The organism is Macrococcus hajekii, assembly GCF_004359505.1.
In the GTDB taxonomy this organism is placed as follows: Bacteria; Bacillota; Bacilli; order Staphylococcales; family Staphylococcaceae; genus Macrococcus; species Macrococcus hajekii.
The window spans coordinates 24,412-42,600 of sequence record NZ_SCWE01000005.1 but is presented as its reverse complement, the minus strand read 5'-3'; the positions used below and the strand labels follow the sequence as shown (position 1 = coordinate 42,600).

At 40.6% G+C, this 18,189-nt stretch carries 23 protein-coding genes; 14 read left to right on the top strand and 9 right to left on the bottom strand.

What is annotated here, in order from left to right; all coding sequences use genetic code 11:
* Nucleotides 1-80: 80 nt before the first annotated feature.
* Both ERX37_RS10055 and ERX37_RS10050 read left to right on the top strand, forming a co-directional pair.
* On the top strand, nt 81-1,154 hold the full coding sequence (locus ERX37_RS10055) for a branched-chain amino acid aminotransferase (RefSeq protein WP_133430550.1): 1,074 nt from the start codon (nt 81-83) through the stop codon (nt 1,152-1,154).
* A gap of 3 nt (nt 1,155-1,157) precedes the next feature.
* On the top strand, nt 1,158-1,850 hold the full coding sequence (locus tag ERX37_RS10050) for an HAD family hydrolase (protein ID WP_133430549.1): 693 nt from the start codon (nt 1,158-1,160) through the stop codon (nt 1,848-1,850).
* 15 nt (nt 1,851-1,865) lie between these two features.
* Here ERX37_RS10050 and ERX37_RS10045 read toward each other — a convergent pair whose 3' ends face one another.
* Together ERX37_RS10045 and ERX37_RS10040 are read right to left on the bottom strand one after the other, a co-directional pair.
* The gene (locus tag ERX37_RS10045) at nt 1,866-2,522 is read right to left on the bottom strand and encodes a deoxynucleoside kinase (protein WP_133430548.1); all 657 of its coding nucleotides are present in this window, start codon (nt 2,520-2,522) and stop codon (nt 1,866-1,868) included.
* A complete protein-coding gene (locus ERX37_RS10040) occupies nt 2,515-3,108 on the bottom strand; it encodes a deoxynucleoside kinase (protein ID WP_373282948.1) in 594 nt (197 codons plus the stop codon). The genes ERX37_RS10045 and ERX37_RS10040 overlap by 8 nt, the downstream gene beginning before the upstream one ends.
* Before the next feature lie 58 nt (nt 3,109-3,166).
* Here ERX37_RS10040 and tadA point away from each other — a divergent pair, with 58 nt between their 5' ends.
* Both tadA and ERX37_RS10030 read left to right on the top strand, forming a co-directional pair.
* Nucleotides 3,167-3,691, top strand: a complete 525-nt coding sequence (gene tadA, locus ERX37_RS10035; RefSeq protein WP_188352371.1) for a tRNA adenosine(34) deaminase TadA — start codon at nt 3,167-3,169, stop codon at nt 3,689-3,691.
* Complete coding sequence (locus tag ERX37_RS10030; protein ID WP_133430545.1) at nt 3,688-4,557, top strand: Cof-type HAD-IIB family hydrolase; 870 nt, start codon at nt 3,688-3,690, stop codon at nt 4,555-4,557. Before tadA ends, ERX37_RS10030 begins: the two co-directional genes overlap by 4 nt.
* Nucleotides 4,558-4,610: 53 nt before the next feature.
* On the opposite strand, the gene ERX37_RS10025 is transcribed toward ERX37_RS10030, so the two are convergent.
* The 5 genes from ERX37_RS10025 to thiD all read right to left on the bottom strand — a co-directional run bounded on the left by ERX37_RS10025 (nt 4,611) and on the right by thiD (nt 8,052).
* Entirely contained in the window at nt 4,611-5,168 is a 558-nt protein-coding gene (locus ERX37_RS10025) for a sugar O-acetyltransferase (RefSeq protein ID WP_229713230.1), read from the bottom strand.
* A 10-nt stretch (nt 5,169-5,178) separates the two neighbouring features.
* Nucleotides 5,179-6,051 (bottom strand): GTP cyclohydrolase FolE2, encoded by an 873-nt coding sequence (folE2, locus tag ERX37_RS10020; protein WP_133430544.1) that lies wholly within the window; start codon nt 6,049-6,051, stop codon nt 5,179-5,181.
* Nucleotides 6,052-6,071: 20 nt separating this feature from the next.
* A complete protein-coding gene (bshB2, locus tag ERX37_RS10015) occupies nt 6,072-6,734 on the bottom strand; it encodes a bacillithiol biosynthesis deacetylase BshB2 (protein ID WP_133430543.1) in 663 nt (220 codons plus the stop codon).
* 13 nt (nt 6,735-6,747) lie between these two features.
* The gene (locus ERX37_RS10010) at nt 6,748-7,104 is read right to left on the bottom strand and encodes a YojF family protein (RefSeq protein WP_133430542.1); all 357 of its coding nucleotides are present in this window, start codon (nt 7,102-7,104) and stop codon (nt 6,748-6,750) included.
* A 117-nt stretch (nt 7,105-7,221) separates the two neighbouring features.
* The gene (gene thiD, locus ERX37_RS10005) at nt 7,222-8,052 is read right to left on the bottom strand and encodes a bifunctional hydroxymethylpyrimidine kinase/phosphomethylpyrimidine kinase (protein WP_133430541.1); all 831 of its coding nucleotides are present in this window, start codon (nt 8,050-8,052) and stop codon (nt 7,222-7,224) included.
* Nucleotides 8,053-8,161: 109 nt separating this feature from the next.
* Here thiD and ERX37_RS10000 point away from each other — a divergent pair, with 109 nt between their 5' ends.
* Genes ERX37_RS10000 through ERX37_RS09990 form a run of 3 tightly spaced genes read left to right on the top strand, consistent with a single transcriptional unit; the run spans nt 8,162 to nt 9,464 of the window.
* The gene (locus tag ERX37_RS10000) at nt 8,162-8,839 is read left to right on the top strand and encodes a uracil-DNA glycosylase (protein ID WP_133430540.1); all 678 of its coding nucleotides are present in this window, start codon (nt 8,162-8,164) and stop codon (nt 8,837-8,839) included.
* Nucleotides 8,820-9,092: a DUF5327 family protein gene (locus tag ERX37_RS09995; protein WP_133430539.1), complete on the top strand. Its 273-nt coding sequence runs from the start codon at nt 8,820-8,822 to the stop codon at nt 9,090-9,092. The genes ERX37_RS10000 and ERX37_RS09995 overlap by 20 nt, the downstream gene beginning before the upstream one ends.
* A 9-nt stretch (nt 9,093-9,101) precedes the next feature.
* The gene (locus tag ERX37_RS09990; protein ID WP_133430538.1) at nt 9,102-9,464 is read left to right on the top strand and encodes a DUF423 domain-containing protein; all 363 of its coding nucleotides are present in this window, start codon (nt 9,102-9,104) and stop codon (nt 9,462-9,464) included.
* Nucleotides 9,465-9,659: 195 nt separating this feature from the next.
* Here the strand turns inward: ERX37_RS09990 and ERX37_RS09985 are convergent, their stop codons facing one another.
* Nucleotides 9,660-10,997 carry an APC family permease gene (locus ERX37_RS09985; protein ID WP_133430537.1) on the bottom strand — a complete coding sequence of 446 codons (1,338 nt, stop codon included), beginning with the start codon at nt 10,995-10,997 and terminating at the stop codon, nt 9,660-9,662.
* Between the two features lie 223 nt (nt 10,998-11,220).
* Between ERX37_RS09985 and ERX37_RS09980 the strand changes: the two genes are divergently transcribed.
* The 4 genes from ERX37_RS09980 (at nt 11,221) to ERX37_RS09965 (ending at nt 15,041) form a co-directional block, all read left to right on the top strand.
* On the top strand, nt 11,221-12,183 hold the full coding sequence (locus ERX37_RS09980) for an ABC transporter permease (protein WP_133430536.1): 963 nt from the start codon (nt 11,221-11,223) through the stop codon (nt 12,181-12,183).
* Nucleotides 12,167-13,120 (top strand): iron chelate uptake ABC transporter family permease subunit, encoded by a 954-nt coding sequence (locus ERX37_RS09975; RefSeq protein WP_133430535.1) that lies wholly within the window; start codon nt 12,167-12,169, stop codon nt 13,118-13,120. The genes ERX37_RS09980 and ERX37_RS09975 overlap by 17 nt, the downstream gene beginning before the upstream one ends.
* Entirely contained in the window at nt 13,113-13,916 is an 804-nt protein-coding gene (locus ERX37_RS09970; RefSeq protein ID WP_133430534.1) for an iron ABC transporter ATP-binding protein, read from the top strand. Before ERX37_RS09975 ends, ERX37_RS09970 begins: the two co-directional genes overlap by 8 nt.
* Before the next feature lie 96 nt (nt 13,917-14,012).
* A complete protein-coding gene (locus ERX37_RS09965) occupies nt 14,013-15,041 on the top strand; it encodes a ferrated catecholamine ABC transporter substrate-binding lipoprotein SstD (protein ID WP_133430533.1) in 1,029 nt (342 codons plus the stop codon).
* Between the two features lie 61 nt (nt 15,042-15,102).
* Here the strand turns inward: ERX37_RS09965 and hemQ are convergent, their stop codons facing one another.
* The gene (gene hemQ / locus ERX37_RS09960) at nt 15,103-15,852 is read right to left on the bottom strand and encodes a hydrogen peroxide-dependent heme synthase (protein ID WP_133430532.1); all 750 of its coding nucleotides are present in this window, start codon (nt 15,850-15,852) and stop codon (nt 15,103-15,105) included.
* Nucleotides 15,853-16,004: 152 nt separating this feature from the next.
* Here hemQ and pta point away from each other — a divergent pair, with 152 nt between their 5' ends.
* From pta to ERX37_RS09945, 3 genes are read left to right on the top strand one after another with little or no spacing between them, the layout of a single operon-like run.
* On the top strand, nt 16,005-16,991 hold the full coding sequence (gene pta, locus ERX37_RS09955) for a phosphate acetyltransferase (RefSeq protein ID WP_133430531.1): 987 nt from the start codon (nt 16,005-16,007) through the stop codon (nt 16,989-16,991).
* Nucleotides 16,991-17,830: a lipoate--protein ligase family protein gene (locus tag ERX37_RS09950; protein WP_188352368.1), complete on the top strand. Its 840-nt coding sequence runs from the start codon at nt 16,991-16,993 to the stop codon at nt 17,828-17,830. Before pta ends, ERX37_RS09950 begins: the two co-directional genes overlap by 1 nt.
* Entirely contained in the window at nt 17,820-18,146 is a 327-nt protein-coding gene (locus ERX37_RS09945; RefSeq protein ID WP_133430530.1) for a YuzB family protein, read from the top strand. Before ERX37_RS09950 ends, ERX37_RS09945 begins: the two co-directional genes overlap by 11 nt.
* The last annotated feature ends 43 nt before the right edge of the window (nt 18,147-18,189 follow it).

Below are 18,189 nucleotides of genomic sequence, written 5' to 3'. Positions count from 1 at the left end.
CATGAAATACTGTTATTATTTGACTCATGTTTTATGAGGTATAGAATGAATATAAATAAAAAAGAAAAAGGATGATCAAGATGAAGAACGCAGTAGAAGTAATTCAACGTGAGCAATTAAAGGAAAAACCGACAGAATCATTAGGTTTTGGCCAGCATTTTACCGATTATATGTTTGTGATGGACTATTCGGTAGATAAAGGGTGGCATAATGCTGTCATTCAACCTTATCAAAACATTGAAATTTCTCCGTCAGCACAAGTTCTTCACTATGGTCAGGCAGTATTTGAAGGAATGAAAGCTTATCGTCAGGGTGAGTCGATTGTACTTTTCAGGCCTGAGGAGAACTTCAAACGCATGAATCGTTCCAATGCGCGTTTGAATATTCCAGAAGTGGATGGTGAATGCCTACTTGAGGCATTGAAGCAGCTTGTTGCACTTGAAAAAGACTGGATACCTGAAGGTGAAGGAGAATCGCTATACATCCGTCCTTTCGTGATTGCCACTGAACCTCACCTCGGTGTGCATGCAGCACTGGAATATAAGTTTATGATTATTTTATCTCCAGTCGGTGCTTACTACGGGGATGAACAGCTGATGCCAACGCGTATTTATGTAGAAGATGAATATGTGCGAGCTGTAAGAGGAGGCGTCGGTTTTGCTAAAGCGGCAGGTAACTATGCAGCAAGTCTTGCCGCACAGACAAGAGCTTCTGAGCTGGGTTATCAGCAAGTGCTCTGGTTGGATGGTGTAGAGCAGCGTTATATAGAAGAAGTAGGTAGTATGAACATTTTCTTTGTAATAGATGGCAAAGTTGTGACCCCTGAACTGAACGGAAGTATTCTGCCGGGTATTACCCGTAAATCGATCATACAGCTTGCGGAGCATCTGGGCTATGAAGTTGAAGAACGCCGTATTTCTATAGAGGAAGTACTCGATTCAGAACATATTTCAGAAATATTCGGTACAGGCACAGCGGCTGTCCTCTCCCCAGTCGGCTTTATTAAATATAAAGAACGTGAAATTAAAATTAGCGGTGGGCAGACCGGTAGCATTACTCAGCATTTGTACGACCAGTATACTGGCATTCAGGCAGGTACTATCCCTGATCCATTCGGCTGGCGCGTTGAAGTTCCTGTGACGGATAAGGTCTAATCAATGGCTAAGTTAATTGTATTTGATAAAGATGGAACGCTTATGGAACTCGGCAGTTTCATAGTTAAGCTTGCTGATGATTTAATCAATGAATTTTCATCACGTACAGATATTCATGTCCCTAAATCAGAAATTAAAGATGCATTCGGTATAGTGGATGATAAGCTGGATCAACTTATGCAATCTACAAGTGCTAAATCGATAGTCAATAAACTGCGTCTGTTACCGAACGGGGACCAGCTGGCTGACTGGACGAATCAGAAGATGGAATATCTATCCTCTGATAGTGAACTCACTGATATTAAAATTATCGCAGGCGTGCCTGATTTATTGAAACGTCTAAAGCAAGCAGGCTATCAACTTGCGATTGTCTCAGCAGATGATACAAAATCCATGGATTTATTCATCGATAAGTTCGATATCCGGTCATATTTTGATTTAATTGTGACAAGCGATAACTCATCATATCAAAAACCTAAAAAAGCACTGATGGACGAAATTCTGTTAAAGCTAAATGTCAGTGCTTCTGAAACGGTGATGGTCGGTGATACGGAGATGGATGTGCAGTTAGGACGAAATGGCCAGGTTTCTCAAGTAATCGGTGTTTTAAGTGGTTCGGGCGATGAACAGGATTTAAGAGATGCCGATATGATACTGGACAGTGTGGCTGATATTAAAATAGAACAAATAAAATAGACCGCTAAAGACGGTCTATCGTTGTTGAGAGGCGCGGTGCGCAGCAATAACTTTAGCGATTTTATCTATAACTGGATCAAGTGAGTCAATATCATTGAATACATCGTACTCATTGATATGAATGCGGACAACTGGACAGGCATTGAAGCCGTCAATCCATTTTTCATAACGAGCAAATAAGGCGCGCCAATAGGCTTCATCCGTTTCAATCTCCATCTGCCGGCCGCGTTCTGTTATACGTTTAATCACAGACTCGTAATCACATTCTAAGTAAATCAGACAGTCAGGGCGTGGGAAATAGGGTGTCATGACCATCGCCTCGTAGAGCTGATAATAGGTCTCGAAATCTTCAGGCGTCATTGTACCGCCCTCTTCATGCATCTTGGCGAATATATCGACGTCCTCATAGATTGAACGGTCCTGAATAAAACCGCCACCGTATTCAAACATTTTCTTTTGTTCTTTAAAGCGTTCTGCTAGAAAGTAAATTTGCAGATGGAAGCTCCAGCGGTCAAAATCCTGATAGAACTTTTCAAGGTATGGATTGTTATCTACTTTTTCAAATGATGTCTTGAAGTTCAGTTTCTCTGCTAAGGCTTTAGTTAATGATGACTTGCCGACACCTACTGTGCCAGCAATAGTGATAATCGCATCGTTTGGAATTTTAGGCATGTGTCTCTCCGATCAAATTCATTATTTGTTTCAATATTTTCTCGTAGTCTTCAGGGTTATGGACGAAATCAAGGTGTGTAGTGTCTATATAGAGTGCTTGCGGCGTTGACTGATAGATAGACTGATAATCCTCTGTCAGTTTCAGTAAATAATCATCTGCAATCGCTTCTTCAAAATCTCGTTTACGCTTATGAATACGCTTTTTCAGTACGGGCAGCTCAGCCGATAGAAAAATAGTGATATCCGGTTGACGTAAATTTTCTGTCATAACCGCATAAATTTTCTCGAATATTGCATATTCCTTAGCATCAAGTGTGTTACGCGCAAATATTTTATTTTTCAGGACATGATAATCACTGACGACTGAGCGATTGCCTAAGTCGTTAATCTGCTTATAGCGGTTGCACAGAAAAAACATCTCTGTCTGAAAGCTCCACTTACTGATATCTTCATAAAAATCGCTGAGAAAAGGATTTTCTTCGACTATTTCGAATAAGGTTTCCATCTTGAGCGTATCGGCCAGCATATGAGTAAGTGAACTTTTACCGACACCTATAGGCCCTTCAACTGCAATATATAATGACATAATTTTCTCCTACCGATAAAATGTATATGTTATTGTATCACAAATAGAAATAAGGTGGATTAAGATGAACCATGAAACTTTTATGAAATTAGCACTGGAAGAAGCAAAAAAAGCTGAAGCAATCGGTGAAGTGCCCATTGGTGCTGTTGTTGTACAGCACGGAGAAGTGATCGGACGAGGGCACAATTTAAGGGAGACGGAGCAGAATCCTACTTATCATGCCGAGATGATTGCTATTAATCAGGCAGCAGAGCATCTAGGCTCATGGCGTCTTGAAGACTGTGTTCTCTATGCGACATTGGAACCATGTGTCATGTGTGCCGGGGCAGTTGTGATGAGCAGAATTCCGGTCGTCGTATATGGTGCAACTGATCCAAAAGGTGGTTGCAGCGGCAGCTTGATGAATCTGCTTAGAGAAGAGCGGTTCAATCACCGGGCAACAGTTATCAGAGGCATCTGTCAGGAGGAATGCAGTTCAGTTCTCACAACATTTTTCAGAAACATACGCAAAAACAAGGCGGCGAGACATAAAGGTGTAGTAAACTTGAAAGTGGAATCAACAGAAGAGGAGATGAAAGAATGATCAGACTTATCGCAACAGATATGGACGGAACATTGCTTAATTCGGCTCATGAAATTTCACAGGAGAATATCGATGCGATTCGTTACGCTCAAAGTCAGGGTGTGACAGTTGTTATCGCTACAGGACGGGCCTTTTATGAGGCGAATATGCCGGTTAAGCCGACAGGACTTCGTGTACCTTATATTTGTCTGAACGGCGCGGAAGTAAGAGATGAAGAATTTAATATTACACATACTTCACATTTGAATCAGCACCAGATTAAAGAAGTGACAAAGATTTTACGTAAGTATGATATTTTCTACCAGGTTTATACGAACTTTGGTATTTATACAGAAAATAAAGAGAAAGATCTTGAAATTTACCTTGATATTTCGATTCAGACGGGTAATGCCCCTGATGAGAAGAAAATCCGTGAAGGAATTGAGAGACGTCTCGCACAGGGCACCTTGAAGGAAGTTGATGACTACAGCATCATCTACGAACGTGATGGTGAGATTGTGATGAAACTTCTTGCTTATTCAAATGATCAGGATAAACTTGAAGCGGCAAAAGCAGAATTGAATGAATTTCGGAGTATCGCTGTTTCGGCATCCGCACGTAGCAACATTGAGATCACACATGCTGAAGCACAAAAAGGTGTCGCACTGGAGAGTATTGCAGAGCACCTGAATATCCCGCTGTCGCAGACGATGGCATTAGGGGATAATTTAAATGATATTTCTATGCTCACAAGTGCAGTCTTCTCGGTGGCAATGGAAAATGCTGCACCGGAAACTAAAGCAGCTGCAAAATATTTAACTGCAACGAATGAAGAAAGCGGTGTTGGGAAAGCCATTATGAAATTGTTAAAACAAGAGAATGAATAAATATGAAAACAGACATTTCTGAATCTCAGAAATGTCTGTTTTTGTATCTCATATTAAACTTCGATTACTTGGATGACACGTGCAGGCGCACCTGCCACCACTACATTATCCTGGACATCTTTTGTAACAACACTTCCACTGGCAATCACCACATTATCACCAATTGTAACGCCTGGATTAATAATGGCACGACCGCCTATCCAGCAATTATGACCAATTTTAACAGGCTTTGCAAACTCAAGCCCGCTATTACGTTCCTGTGGATGCACAGGATGTGTCGCTGTATAAATATGGACGGAAGGCGCAATCATGCAGTTGTCACCAATCTCTATAGCTGCCACGTCCAGTAAAGTTAAATCGTAGTTCGAATAAAAATTTTCACCCACATGAATATTATAACCATAATCAACTCTTAGGTTACTTTCAACATGAATGTGTTCGCCAGTCGAACCGAAAATAGTTTTGATTCTTTTCGTTCGTTCTTCTTGCAAGTTTTCTGGTACTGCATTGTAGCTGCGAATGGCCAGCTTAGCCTGAAGACGATCGCTTACAAGCACTTCATCCTGGGGATCGTATAGCTCACCTTTAAGCATCTTTTCTTTTTCAGTCATAAGTTGCTCCTTATTTACTGTATTTGAGGCGTGCAAATGCATCGTGCTGGTGAATAGATTCTTCATTTCGACATTCGATTTCAAATCCTTTGATGAAAGGAATTTCAACTAAATCAGCTGCAATTAAGCGAAGTAAATCTTCAACAAAACGTGGATTTTCATAGGCACGTTCTGTCACTGATTTTTCATCAGTGCGTTTCAAAATCGGATAGAGCATACTTGATGCGTTGATTTCCATCGCTTCAAGGATCTGCTCCTTATAATCAGTAGGCAATGAATGTTCAAGGTAGGCTTTGACAGTAATAACACCACGCTGATTGTGTGCGGAGTATTCACTGATTTCCTTTGAACATGGACAAAGTGTTGTGACTTGCGCCTTAATCGTCACTGATTGACTGATGATTTCTTCATCGGCAACCATCATCGCAAATGTTGTATCAGCATGACCGACAGCTTTTAAGTTTGTAATCGGACTATAGCGATTGAAGAACCAGATGCCCTCTACTTCGACAGAGGCATTTTTTTGTTTCATCGCTGTCTGCAAAGTGATCAGTACTTTTTTAAGTGTATCAAAATCAAGCGTCAGTCCATTGTCATAATGCGATTCCACTGATTCAAGTATACGACTCATATTGATGCCTTTTTCATCTTTAGCCAGGTGAGTAGACAGGCTGAAGTTACCGACTGTCTGAAAATCACCGATGCGTACCGGATAAGTTAAATTTTTAATGCCGACATGATCAATTTCAAATAAAAAATCTTTTTTAGAGCTTTGTAAGTCTGTCATCAGCTCTTTTTCTGTAGGTTTAGTGCCTTTGATAGGATCAACGGAGCCGAAATGTCTCCAACGGCCTTCTCGGGTATTTAAATTATATTCATTCATTTACTAGTCTCCTAAATTCTTTATAAAGGGTAGCTGTAGAAACTTTCTGTCTTCATCCACATATCATGTGCTGCTTCCGCCTGTTGTGAATCTGCAGCAAGACTTGCGAGCATGGGACCTGTCTGTGAAGCATGAGCTTCCAGTACCTTCATTTTTCTTTCTTCGTAACCTGTAATATCGACTACTACGTCAGGTGCGCCTAATTCATCTAATGTGTCGTGGCTGAATGCGACAAGATGCAGTTTAGGTCGGTCTTCGTCAGGTAAGCGGCGAACAGCTTCTACGACTGCATCTGCCGTTGCTTCGTGGTCCGGATGGACGGCATAGCCGGGATAGAATGAAATGATCAGTGAAGGTTTCAGTTCATCAATTAATGCACCGACCATATTAGCTAAGTCTTCTGTTTTCTCAAATTCAAGCGTTTTATCACGATATCCCATTTTACGTAAATCTTTGATTCCGATTGCTTCTGCTGCACGTTCCAGTTCTTTTTCACGAATGAACGGCAGTGATTCGCGTGTGGCAAAGGGAGGGTTGCCTAGATTGCGACCCATCTGTCCAAGTGTCAGACATGCATAAGTGACAGGAACGCCTGCATCTGTAAACTGTGCAAGTGTGCCTGAAACACCGAATGCTTCATCATCGGGATGGGGAAATACAACTAATACTTGTGATTCTGTCATGTTCGTGCACCTCTTATATATGAAATGGTGTTCTGCTGATTTCCAGAGCGGCAGCTAGTTGACCGTCATAATTATGTCCAGCCATCAGAAAAGCACCATCTTCAGCGATTTCGTAATGCGTGAGTCCTTGAACGTATACCCAGCCACCTTCAAGTTTGAGACCAACACGGTAAGGATCTTTCTTACCGCCTGTAATCTTACCTTGAATATAAGTGACTTTAATATTGCGTAAAAATGTTCCTGCATTGAATACCTTTTCGTCAAAATGAGAAGCATAAGCACCATTCGTCGTTTCGACATGTAAATAGACAGGTTCATCCGCAAAGTCATTAAGAAGCTGTTGTACAGCTTGCTCATTAATTAATTCCATTGAAATTACTCCTTAATAGTGTCCTTCTATTAGTTTACTAAAATATATGCACGAATTATAGATATTTTATTTACAAAGAAGAGTGCACCATATGGTCCACTCTTCTTTGTAGTCATTTTACACTTCTTTAGTCTGAACGTCGATTTTTTCGACTTTGTTGTAAGCGCCATGTTGAACAGGTCCTACAAATTCATTCATTTTCCAGCCGTGCTTAATTGCAGATGCTACAAAGGCTTTAGCGTTAATCACTGCTTCGCGAGGTGATAAGCCATTAGCTAAGTGAGCTGTAGTAGCTGCTGCAAATGTACAACCTGCACCATGATTATAAGATGACTGGAACTTGTCAGTCGTCAGAAGAGTATAAGTCGTACCGTCAAAGTATAGGTCGAGTGCTTCTGCACCTTCCAGCGCTTTGCCGCCTTTTATGACGACATGCTGAGCACCACGCTCATGAATGATACGTGCTGCCTCCTTCATTTGATCGACTGATGTCAGTTTACCGAGACCAGAAAGCTGACCCGCTTCGAATAGATTAGGAGTAACAACTGTCGCCAGCGGTAATAATTCTTTAATCATAGCATCAGTATTACCTGGGTTTAAGACTTCATCTTCGCCTTTACAAACCATAACGGGATCCACAACGAAGAATTCTGCGTCTGAATCTTTAAAAGCCTGTGCTGCACGACCGATGATTTCTTCAGTTCCGAGCATACCCGTTTTAATAGCGTCGGGTCCGATAGATAGAGCGGTTTGAATCTGTTTATCCAGTAACTCAATTGGTAAAGGCGTTACATCATGACTCCATGATTCAGGATTCATAGTAACCACCGCTGTCAGTGCGACCATACCATAAGTATTCAGTTCTTGAAATGTTTTTAAGTCGGCCTGCATACCAGCGCCGGCACTTGTATCAGAACCTGCAATTGTAAGTGTTTTTTTAAGTGACATTTTACATACCCCATTCTTTTTTCTGATTATTATTATCATAGCATGAAAGCGGGTATGACAAAATAAAATGCTTACATTTTATGCTACAATTCAGAGTGAGGTGAGGAGAATGAAGTGGGAGACCATTTTTAAAGAAATTAAAGAAAAGCATGATTTCTCAGCTATGGATGATTTTCTGGAGAATGCTTATGCAACTAAAGAAATTTATCCGGCACGGGACAATATTTATAACGCCTTTAAATATACGCCTTTTGATCAAGTGAAGGTTGTCATTCTAGGACAGGATCCTTATCATGGCCCGGATCAGGCACATGGGATGGCCTTTTCCGTAAAAAATGGTACTAAAATACCGCCATCTTTACGGAATATGTATAAGGAACTGGTAGATGATGTGGGCTGTGAACGTCATACTGGTGAGCTGACAGGCTGGGCGGAGGAAGGAGTCCTTCTTCTTAACACTGTTATGACTGTAGAAAAAGGACAGGCCAATTCTCATAAAGGAATTGGCTGGGAGACCTTTACAAATGAAATTATTCAAGCTGTTTCAGATTACCGGGAAAATGTTGTATTTATATTGTGGGGTAAGCCGGCGCAGTCTAAAATACCGTTGATTGACACGGCAAAACATCATATTATTAAAAGTGTACATCCAAGTCCGCTTAGTGCATTCAGAGGTTTCTTTGGTTCAAAACCTTATAGTAAAACTAATGACTATTTAAAGGCACATCATATTGAACCGATTAACTGGTGCAAGGAGGTTGTAATGAATGAAAGCTCAGATCATTAATCAGATCATGACGGAACTTGAAAAAGCACGTACATCAGAAGATAATGAATTTAGTAAGCACATGTATGCAATACAGACGCTGGCTTCATTGGGTAGTTGTCATACGTATCAAAATGAAAACCCTGGTATAAAAGCTCATAAAGAAGAGATTTCGCCTGCAGAGCTAAAATTGATGGGTGGACAACCGCTCAAATCGATTAAAGCAGAAACAGATGATGGTCTTGGAAATGGCAAATCATTATTTGATTTTTAGGAGGAAAATATGAAGACGTTTTTAATTATCGGTGCACTGAATGCAATGTTAGCAGTAGCCCTCGGTGCTTTCGGTGCCCACGGGCTGGAAGGTAAGTTGACACCGAAATATCTGGATATCTGGAATAAAGCAACAATGTATCAGATGTATCACGCTCTCGGTTTAATATTAATCGGCATTTTAAACGGTACGACATCGCTTAATCTCAATACGGCCGGCTGGCTGATGACAGCAGGAATAGTGCTATTCAGTGGATCACTGTATATTCTCGCTGTAACACAGATTAAAGTACTCGGTGCTATTACACCGATTGGTGGCGTACTCTTTATAGCGAGCTGGTTCCTGCTCATACTCGCAGCATGGAAAGCATAAAAAATAGACACCCTATAGGGTGTCTATTTTTTATTTATTGTTGTTGCTTGAATTGTTACGTTTGTTCAGTTGACGTTGTAAAATCGGTAAAATAATTGGACTTAATTTGATTAATAATTGGATAAAACGTTTCATAGTGAATTCTTCCTTTCAAGAATAATTAGTTTTCTTAATTATATCCTGTTCTAATGAGTGTTAAACATGCTTTTTAAGCATGAAGTAGAATGGAATACCGACTGCCACAATAATAAGGGAATAGAGCGCGCCTAGGAAATCACTTTGAAGCGTACTGACGATGATGAACAGACCACCTAAAATCGCAACAATTGGAACGATAGGATAAAGTGGAACTGAATAAGCACGCGGTCCTTTAATACGCTTCCGCAGAAGGAATAATCCAATAAAGGCCATGATATAAAAGACATAGATGACAAAGATACAAATCTCTGATAAATAATCGGCATTGACTACTTTAGGAATAGCGAGTGTTAATAACACAAGCAGTACGCCTAGAATATAGACGATGCTCAGTGCGCCGACTGGTGTATTTGTTTTAGGACTGACATAGCCGATGATTTTTGAAAAAGGTAGCATGTGGTCATCAGCCATTGCAAATGGCACACGTGGGAATGTCATGATTTTCCCGTTCAGACAACCGAAAATCGAGATAATAACACCGATATTGACAAACTTCGCGCCGATTGGACCGAACAGCAGAGCGGCAGCTTGAGCCGAACTTGTATTACCCATACCGATGAGTTCGGTAGCTGGAATCACATGAAAAACGGCAATATTGATAAAAACATAGGCTAATGTGACAACAGATAAACCGATTAACATAGCGAGTGGCAGGTTACGTTTTGCGTTTTTCATTTCACCTGTTAAGTTCGTCAGCATAATCCAGCCGTCATAGGCAAATAAAGTAGCGAGTACAGCGCGACCGAAATTGACTTGTCCGTCTTCTTTAATTAAATGTGTCACATCCTGATTGAAGATATCGGCCTTTCCCCATAATAAACCGAAAATGATGATTGCGAAGACGGGAATGAGCTTGGCAATTGTCGTGATATTCTGCATCGCCCCTCCGAGCCCAGTCCCTAATATATTCAGTACGACCAGGAAAGTCAGAGATGCCAGACCGATCCATACACCGAGACTCTCATTTAAGCCAAAAAAATTAGAAACTAAAATACCGAAAAATAATGTGAGAGAAGCGATGATGGCGGGACCATAGATGACAGTTTGTACCCAGCCGGTTAAAAAACCCCAGAACTGACCATAAATATCACGAATATAGGCATATAATCCACCCGTCTTTGGAATTTGTGCGCCGACTTCTGCGATAGTAAGGCCGGCTGCCAATGTTAAAATCCCTCCGACAACCCAGGCCCAGATTGCCATGTTACTGGAACCCGCATGACCGAGAACGACTGATGGTTTTACAAAGACACCCGAACCGATAATGGTACCGATAACGATAGTAATCGCCGTTAACAGACCGATAGATTTCTTAAGTGACTCTTGTTGACTCATGATGATACCCCCTTTTATAAATCTTTCATCCTAAATATAGCATGAAAAAGGGGAGTTAAATACTCTTTTTGAATACGCATACATAAAAAAACACTTTTAAATAAGAAGTCATCACTTGTTTTAGAAATAAATACAGAAAGTTTTATGAAAAGGGTTGAACTGGATAAAAACTTTGTTATGATTGTAATTGATAATGGTTATCAATTAAAGAGGAGTTCTTGTTATGAAATTGCGTTATTTAGTTCTGTTACTCGTTGGGCTGTCTGTTTTCTCCATCTTTATCGGAGTTGTTGATCTTGCACCTAAACATCTGCTTAACCTGACAGCCAACGAAAAAAATATACTCATCAATAGTCGTCTGCCTAGAACCATCTCTATTATTTTAGCGGGCACTGCACTTAGTGTAGCAGGTCTGCTGATGCAGCAGTTGACGAGAAATAAGTTCGTCTCGCCTACCACTGCAGGTACGATGGATTTTGCCAAACTAGGAATATTAGTAGCGATGATTTTCTTCGCTGATACGCCTATACTTATTAAGCTTATTTTTGCTATTACGGCGGCCGTCATTGGAACGCTGGCATTTATGTTTATTGTTAATCGTATTAAGTATAAGGATGCAATATTTATTCCACTGGTTGGTTTAATGCTCGGTAACATCGTATCCAGTTTTGCAACTTTTATGGCGCTCCGTTTTAATGCTATGCAAAGTATCGGTAATTTTTTTGTGGGTGACTTTTCAATGATTACTTCAGGTCGATATGAGGCTCTTTTCATCATTATTCCGATGGTTATTGTCATTTACTTTTTTGCGCATCATTTCACTATTGTCGGAATGGGCGAATCGTTTAGCCGGAATCTGGGGATATCGTATGACAAAATCATGAATATCGGGGTAGTCATCAGTGCGATTGTATCGGCAACAGTGGTGGTTACTGTCGGTGTACTCCCGTTTCTCGGCTTAGTCGTACCTAATATCGTCTATCTCTTTGTCGGAGATCACTTGCAGAAGACGTTGCCTTTTACAGCACTGCTTGGAGCCATTCTCGTGATGGTAGCTGATATTTTCAGTCGTATCATTATTTTTCCTTATGAGATTCCGATTGGTCTGACACTAGGTATTATCGGCAGCGTATTATTCATGTGGCTGCTTTTGAAAAGGAGAGCTGATTATGTCACCAAAATCTAAGAAGGTATGGACCTTATTGCTTGTTGCGGTGATTTTAATCGGTCTTTATATTCTGATTCAACTCAACATGAATGCACTAGGGTATGTGCTGCCTGCACGTCTGCGCAAAATAGCAGCGATTGTGCTGGTTGGTGCAGCAATCGGAGTTTCATCACTGATATTTCAGACGCTGACTGAGAATCATCTGCTTACACCGTCAGTGATCGGTCTTGATGCGGTCTACTTGTTTCTACAGACGGTCATTATCTTTTTATTTGGAGCAGTCAGTTCACTGCTGATGAACACTTATGTTAACTTCTTTCTTTCTGTTCTGCTCATGATTATCTTTACACTTGGACTGTTCAAGCTGGTTTTCCGGAAAAATACATCGGTCTATTTTATCTTATTGTTCGGTCTGGTCATGGGAACATGTTTCCAGAGTCTGTCGAGCTTTATGCATATGGTGATGAATCCGGACGATTTTTTAATGCTTCAGGACAAGATGTTTGCAAGCTTTAATACTGTGAATGACAAACTGTTGGTTCTCTCAGCACTGCTGATTGGCATACTGTTATTGATAATATATCGCAAGAGTGCAGAACTCGACGTACTGAGCCTCGGGAAAATCCATTCTCTTAACCTTGGACTGGATATCGATAAGCTGACGCGGATGATGCTGCTGATTATAGCTGTACTCGTCAGCATCTCGACAGCACTAGTAGGACCTATTACATTTCTCGGCATTATCGTCTGTAATATCACTTATCAGTTCATTCGTACTTATGAACATCGTTTATTAATCGTGAGTACGATACTGATTTCAGTGATTACACTCGTTATCGGTCAGATGATGACGCAATATATCTTTGATGGCACAACTGAAATTACGATTATGATTAACTTTGTCGGCGGTCTCTATTTTATTTACTTGCTATTTAAGGAGGGTGCACATGATTAAAATCAATCAATTAAGCATCGATATCGGAAAAAAACACATTATCAATAATGTCTCAACAGAAATCAAAAAAGGGGCTATTACCGCTATCATTGGGCCCAATGGTGCAGGTAAAAGTACACTGCTCAATGCAGCCACGCGGCTTATCGATGTAACAAAAGGAACGGTCGAGCTGAATGGCACGGAAATTACTAAGCTAAAAAGCGATCAAGTTGCACGGCAATTAGCGGTGCTCAAACAAAGTAACCATACAAATCTTAAATTGTCTGTCAGAGATTTAGTCAATTTCGGACGATTCCCATACTCAAAAGGACGATTAACGCAGGAAGATATAGGGATTATTGATGAGTCACTTGATTATATGGGACTCACCAGTCTGCAGGATACCTATCTGGATGAGCTATCAGGTGGGCAGAGACAGCGTGCTTTTATCGCCATGACACTCGCTCAGGATACAGACTACATTTTTCTGGATGAACCATTGAACAATCTGGATATGAAGCATTCTGTTCAGATGATGCAGCTGCTTCGCCGGCTAGTGCGCGAAAAGCAGAAGACCATTGTCATTGTCATTCATGATATTAACTTTGCTTCTTGTTATGCAGATTATATTGTGGCGATGAAGGACGGAGAGATTCTGCTGGACGGGCCGAAGGATAGTGTTATCACGCCGGAAGCACTCAAAAAAGTATATGACATGGATATTAATATTGAATGTATATTTGGTCAGCAGATCTGTGTCTATTTCGATGATGAGAAAACTGTTGACGACTTCGTGAGAGAAGCGCAGCTGATTTAAAAATAAAACATTGAGAGGAGTGGTGCCGGGGAATGCATATTCAGATTTTTACGGGCAGAACTAATTCGGGGAAAAATACAAAATAAGGAGATTACCATGAAGAAATACGCATTGTTATTACTTACTTTTACATTTGTTTTAATTTTAGCAGCATGTGGAACTAAACAGGAAACATCAGAATCAACAGAAGAAAAAGCAGCAGGTGACAGCACTGTCGAGATTACAAATGAATTTAAGATGATGGGCGAAAAAGAAGATGGCAGCGATGCGAAGGAAGTATCGGAAAAAGTAACTGTGCCAAAGAACTCAGAAAAAGTGGCTGTCTTTGATTATGGTACACTCACAACTATGAAGGAGCTGGGATTATCTGATCATGTAGTAGGTCTTCCTAAAGGTGAAGGCAATCGCTCAGTCCCTGAATTTCTGTCAGATTTTAAAGACGATAAATATGCAAACCTCGGTTCATTGAAAGAACCTAACTTTGAGAAGTTAGCAGAACTGAATCCCGAAGTTATTCTGATTTCAGGACGTCAGGCAACAGCAAAAGTGATGGATGAAATGAAAAAAGCAGCACCTGACGCGAAAATCGTCTATATGGGCACAAATGATACAGCTTATATTGATAGTGTAAAAGCGAATACAGAAAACTTAGGGAAGATGTTCGATAAAGAACAGGAAACAACAAAGCTCATTAAAGACTTAGATGATAAAGTTGCTGAAGTGAAAAAAATGACAGCAGACTCAGATGATAAAGGTCTTTTCGTATTAGCAAATGAAGGTGAATTATCAGTGTTTGGTAAAGGCGGCCGATTTGGATTTATCCATGATGTACTCGGCGTTAAAGAAGCGGATAAAAATATTAAAGCAGAAGGTCATGGTCAAGTAGTGAACTATGAATACTTCAATAAAACAAATCCTGATATTATTTATGCGATGGATAGAGGCGTAGCAGTAGGTGGTAAATCTTCAAGCAAGCAGGCTTTATCTAACGAAGTCATTAAAGAAGTGAATGCAATTAAAAATAATAAAATTATAGAACTTGATCCATACTTATGGTACTTCTCAGGTGGAGGTGTAACTACAACTATCAAGCAGATTGAAGAAGTGGAAAAAGGCTATAAATAGACTTTAAATATAAGAAGACCGGGAAATTCAGATGAATTTCCCGGTCTTCTTATACTTAGATTTAAACTTCGAATAGTGGCGATAAATCTTCCTGCTGTAAAATGTTGCCGACGAAGAATTCACCAAATTCGCCGTAGCGTGCTGATACTTCATCAAAACGCATTTCGTAAACTAATTTTTTGAACTGAAGAACATCATCAGCGAATAGTGTCACACCCCACTCATGATCATCAAAACCGACTGATCCAGTGATGAACTGTTTCACTTTACCTGCGTAGCCACGGCCAATCATACCGTGTGAACGCATTAAGTCTTTACGATGGTCCATCTCAAGCATATACCAGTTATCATTGCCTTCACGACGTTTATCCATCGGGTAGAAACAGACATATTCATTACGTGGAATTTCAGGGTAGAGACGCGCGCGCACATGAGGATTCTGGTATGGATCTTCATCTGAATCGCCTGCCAGGTAGTTACTGAGCTCGATTACTGATACGTAAGAGTACGTCGGAATCAGATAGTCACTGATTGAGAGTTTATTAAATTCTGTTTCCAGCGCTGTTAATTGCTTCATTTCAGGGCGGAGCATCCAGAGCATGAGGTCTGCTTTTTGTCCTGTAATATTATAAAAAGCATATGAACCTTCTTTTGCTTCGTGGTTCGCTTCAAGCTTCGTTAAATATTCTTTTAATTCTGTAATCATCTGTTCACGGTCTTCTGCTTCTACTAACTTAAGACTTGTAAAGTCGATTGCATAGAATAAGTGTAAGCTATACCAGCCGTCTAAAGTTTTTGCTGCTTCAATCATAGTATCTCTCCTCATTTTTTATTCCTCTTCACTATAACATAATTAGCGGAAAATTCTGCCTTCATACTTTTACAAATTGATGACGTGAATTCTCTATACAAATGTTCTATAATAAGAATGTAAATTGTATGAAACAATACTAGGAGGCTATTATGGCTAATTTATTAGACGTATTAAAAGAAAAATTAGAAGGTAAAAATGTGCGTATCGTATTTCCTGAAGGGAATGACGAGCGTGTTCTTGCAGCAGCAGTTAAGCTGAATGAAACAGCATACGTAACCCCTGTTGTGTTAGGAAATGCAGATGAATTAAAAGCAACTGCTGACAAAGCAGGTGTGTCTGTAGCTGGACTTGAAATCATCGACCCGGCGACAAGCGAATTACGTTCAGAACTTATCGCTTCATTCGTTGAGCGTCGTAAAGGTAAAGCAACAGAAGAACAGGCAGAAAAAATGATGAACGATGGCAACTACTTTGGTACGATGCTTGTTCATACCGGAAAAGCAGCAGGTCTTGTGTCAGGCGCTGCGCATTCAACAGCTGATACAGTACGTCCTGCATTACAAATCATTAAAACGAAACCAGGTGTCGCAAAAACGTCTGGCGTCTTCTTCATGTTACGTGATGATGAACAGTATGTATTCGGAGACTGTGCTATCAATCCAACATTAGAGGCATCTGATTTAGCTGAAATTGCTGTTGAAAGTGCTAAAACAGCACAAAGCTTCGGTATGGATCCTAAAGTGGCAATGCTGAGCTTCTCAACAAAAGGTTCAGCTAAAACCCCTGAAACAGAGAAAGTAGCTGAGGCTACTCGTTTAGCTCAAGATAAAAAAGCTGAAGCAGGTCTTGATAATGTTGTAATCGACGGAGAGTTCCAGTTCGATGCTGCATTTGTTCCTTCAGTCGCTGCTAAAAAAGCACCTGAGTCTCCAATTCAAGGGGATGCTAATGTTTTCGTATTCCCTAGTCTTGAAGCAGGTAACATCGGTTACAAGATTGCTCAGCGTTTAGGTGGATTCGATGCGATCGGTCCTATCTTACAAGGTTTAAATGCACCTGTTAATGACTTATCACGTGGCTGCTCAACTGACGATGTTTACGATTTAGCAATCATCACAGCAGCTCAAACGCTTTAATGTCCAAGTTTCAGGACGAATGGCAATATATTGATCACACGACAGGACTGCAGCCTATGCAGTCCTTCAGTTTTGATGACACCTTCTGTCATTTAGTCGGACAGCAGGACTGGAATAGCGTTGTGCGAACATGGGTGCATCAGCATGTCGTTATTCTAGGTATTCATGACAGCAGGCTGCCTTACTTGAAAGAAGGTGTTGATTATCTGATTGATCAGGGGTATGGCGCCATCGTCCGTAATTCCGGTGGTCTCGGCGTGGTTCTCGATGGAGGAGTCCTCAATATCTCTCTCATCTTTAGGGGAGGACAGTCTTTTTCTATAGATGGTGGCTATGAACTGATGTATGAGCTGATCAGGGAGATGTTCAAGGATTACGGCGTGGTTATTGAAGCGAAGGAAATTGAACATTCATATTGTCCGGGTAGCTATGATCTGAGTATTGATAATAAGAAATTTGCCGGGATTTCACAGCGTCGTGTGCGAGGCGGCGTAGCTGTACAGATCTATCTCTGTGTAGAAGGCAGTGGTAGCGAGCGAGCGCAGTTGATGAGAGAGTTTTATCAGCTGGCACTGAAAGGTGAATCAACTAAATTCATTTATCCCGATATTCATCCGGATGATATGGCAAGTCTAAGCGAACTGCTCGGTTTTGAACTCACTGTTGAGGAAACACTTTTTAAATTACTTGCTGCTATGAAGGCACTGAATGCAGAATTATCAATGGTAGAGATGACAGATGAGACTTGGTCGTTGTATAATGATTACTTTGATAGAATGATTGATCGCAATAAAAAAATGATAAAAAATATGGAGGACGTGAATAACAATGCGCAATAAGTTTCAAGTCTGTGATGACTGTCAGGCTGTTAACCTGCGAACGCTTTTACCTAAACTCGAAAAAATCGATCCAGATGCTGAAGTAGAAGTCGCATGTCAATCCTACTGTGGTCCCGGACGAAAGAAAACATTCGCATTTGTGAACAATCGTCCATGTGCTGCTCATACAGAAGAAGAATTGATGGAAAAAGTCAAAAAACGACTTGCACAAAAACGCGATCCGGAAGAAGAAGCACGTCTTGCTAAACGGAATGAAGAGCGTAAGCGTCGTATGGAAGAACAGGAAGCTAAAATTAAAGCGAAACGTATGAAATAAGAAGAAGACCTGGTCTTCTTCTTTTTTTGTCCTTTACAATTCA

What these genes read in the sequence shown, in the direction of transcription:
- ERX37_RS10055 (WP_133430550.1), top strand. Translation starts at nt 81, where the DNA reads ATGAAGAACGCAGTAGAAGTAATTCAACGTGAGCAATTAAAGGAAAAA.
- ERX37_RS10050 (WP_133430549.1), top strand. Translation starts at nt 1,158, where the DNA reads ATGGCTAAGTTAATTGTATTTGATAAAGATGGAACGCTTATGGAACTC.
- ERX37_RS10045 (WP_133430548.1), bottom strand. Translation starts at nt 2,522, where the DNA reads ATGCCTAAAATTCCAAACGATGCGATTATCACTATTGCTGGCACAGTA.
- ERX37_RS10040 (WP_373282948.1), bottom strand. Translation starts at nt 3,108, where the DNA reads ATGTCATTATATATTGCAGTTGAAGGGCCTATAGGTGTCGGTAAAAGT.
- ERX37_RS10030 (WP_133430545.1), top strand. Translation starts at nt 3,688, where the DNA reads ATGATCAGACTTATCGCAACAGATATGGACGGAACATTGCTTAATTCG.
- ERX37_RS10025 (WP_229713230.1), bottom strand. Translation starts at nt 5,168, where the DNA reads ATGACTGAAAAAGAAAAGATGCTTAAAGGTGAGCTATACGATCCCCAG.
- folE2 (WP_133430544.1), bottom strand. Translation starts at nt 6,051, where the DNA reads ATGAATGAATATAATTTAAATACCCGAGAAGGCCGTTGGAGACATTTC.
- bshB2 (WP_133430543.1), bottom strand. Translation starts at nt 6,734, where the DNA reads ATGACAGAATCACAAGTATTAGTTGTATTTCCCCATCCCGATGATGAA.
- ERX37_RS10010 (WP_133430542.1), bottom strand. Translation starts at nt 7,104, where the DNA reads ATGGAATTAATTAATGAGCAAGCTGTACAACAGCTTCTTAATGACTTT.
- thiD (WP_133430541.1), bottom strand. Translation starts at nt 8,052, where the DNA reads ATGTCACTTAAAAAAACACTTACAATTGCAGGTTCTGATACAAGTGCC.
- ERX37_RS10000 (WP_133430540.1), top strand. Translation starts at nt 8,162, where the DNA reads ATGAAGTGGGAGACCATTTTTAAAGAAATTAAAGAAAAGCATGATTTC.
- ERX37_RS09995 (WP_133430539.1), top strand. Translation starts at nt 8,820, where the DNA reads ATGAAAGCTCAGATCATTAATCAGATCATGACGGAACTTGAAAAAGCA.
- ERX37_RS09990 (WP_133430538.1), top strand. Translation starts at nt 9,102, where the DNA reads ATGAAGACGTTTTTAATTATCGGTGCACTGAATGCAATGTTAGCAGTA.
- ERX37_RS09985 (WP_133430537.1), bottom strand. Translation starts at nt 10,997, where the DNA reads ATGAGTCAACAAGAGTCACTTAAGAAATCTATCGGTCTGTTAACGGCG.
- ERX37_RS09980 (WP_133430536.1), top strand. Translation starts at nt 11,221, where the DNA reads ATGAAATTGCGTTATTTAGTTCTGTTACTCGTTGGGCTGTCTGTTTTC.
- ERX37_RS09975 (WP_133430535.1), top strand. Translation starts at nt 12,167, where the DNA reads ATGTCACCAAAATCTAAGAAGGTATGGACCTTATTGCTTGTTGCGGTG.
- ERX37_RS09970 (WP_133430534.1), top strand. Translation starts at nt 13,113, where the DNA reads ATGATTAAAATCAATCAATTAAGCATCGATATCGGAAAAAAACACATT.
- ERX37_RS09965 (WP_133430533.1), top strand. Translation starts at nt 14,013, where the DNA reads ATGAAGAAATACGCATTGTTATTACTTACTTTTACATTTGTTTTAATT.
- hemQ (WP_133430532.1), bottom strand. Translation starts at nt 15,852, where the DNA reads ATGATTGAAGCAGCAAAAACTTTAGACGGCTGGTATAGCTTACACTTA.
- pta (WP_133430531.1), top strand. Translation starts at nt 16,005, where the DNA reads ATGGCTAATTTATTAGACGTATTAAAAGAAAAATTAGAAGGTAAAAAT.
- ERX37_RS09950 (WP_188352368.1), top strand. Translation starts at nt 16,991, where the DNA reads ATGTCCAAGTTTCAGGACGAATGGCAATATATTGATCACACGACAGGA.
- ERX37_RS09945 (WP_133430530.1), top strand. Translation starts at nt 17,820, where the DNA reads ATGCGCAATAAGTTTCAAGTCTGTGATGACTGTCAGGCTGTTAACCTG.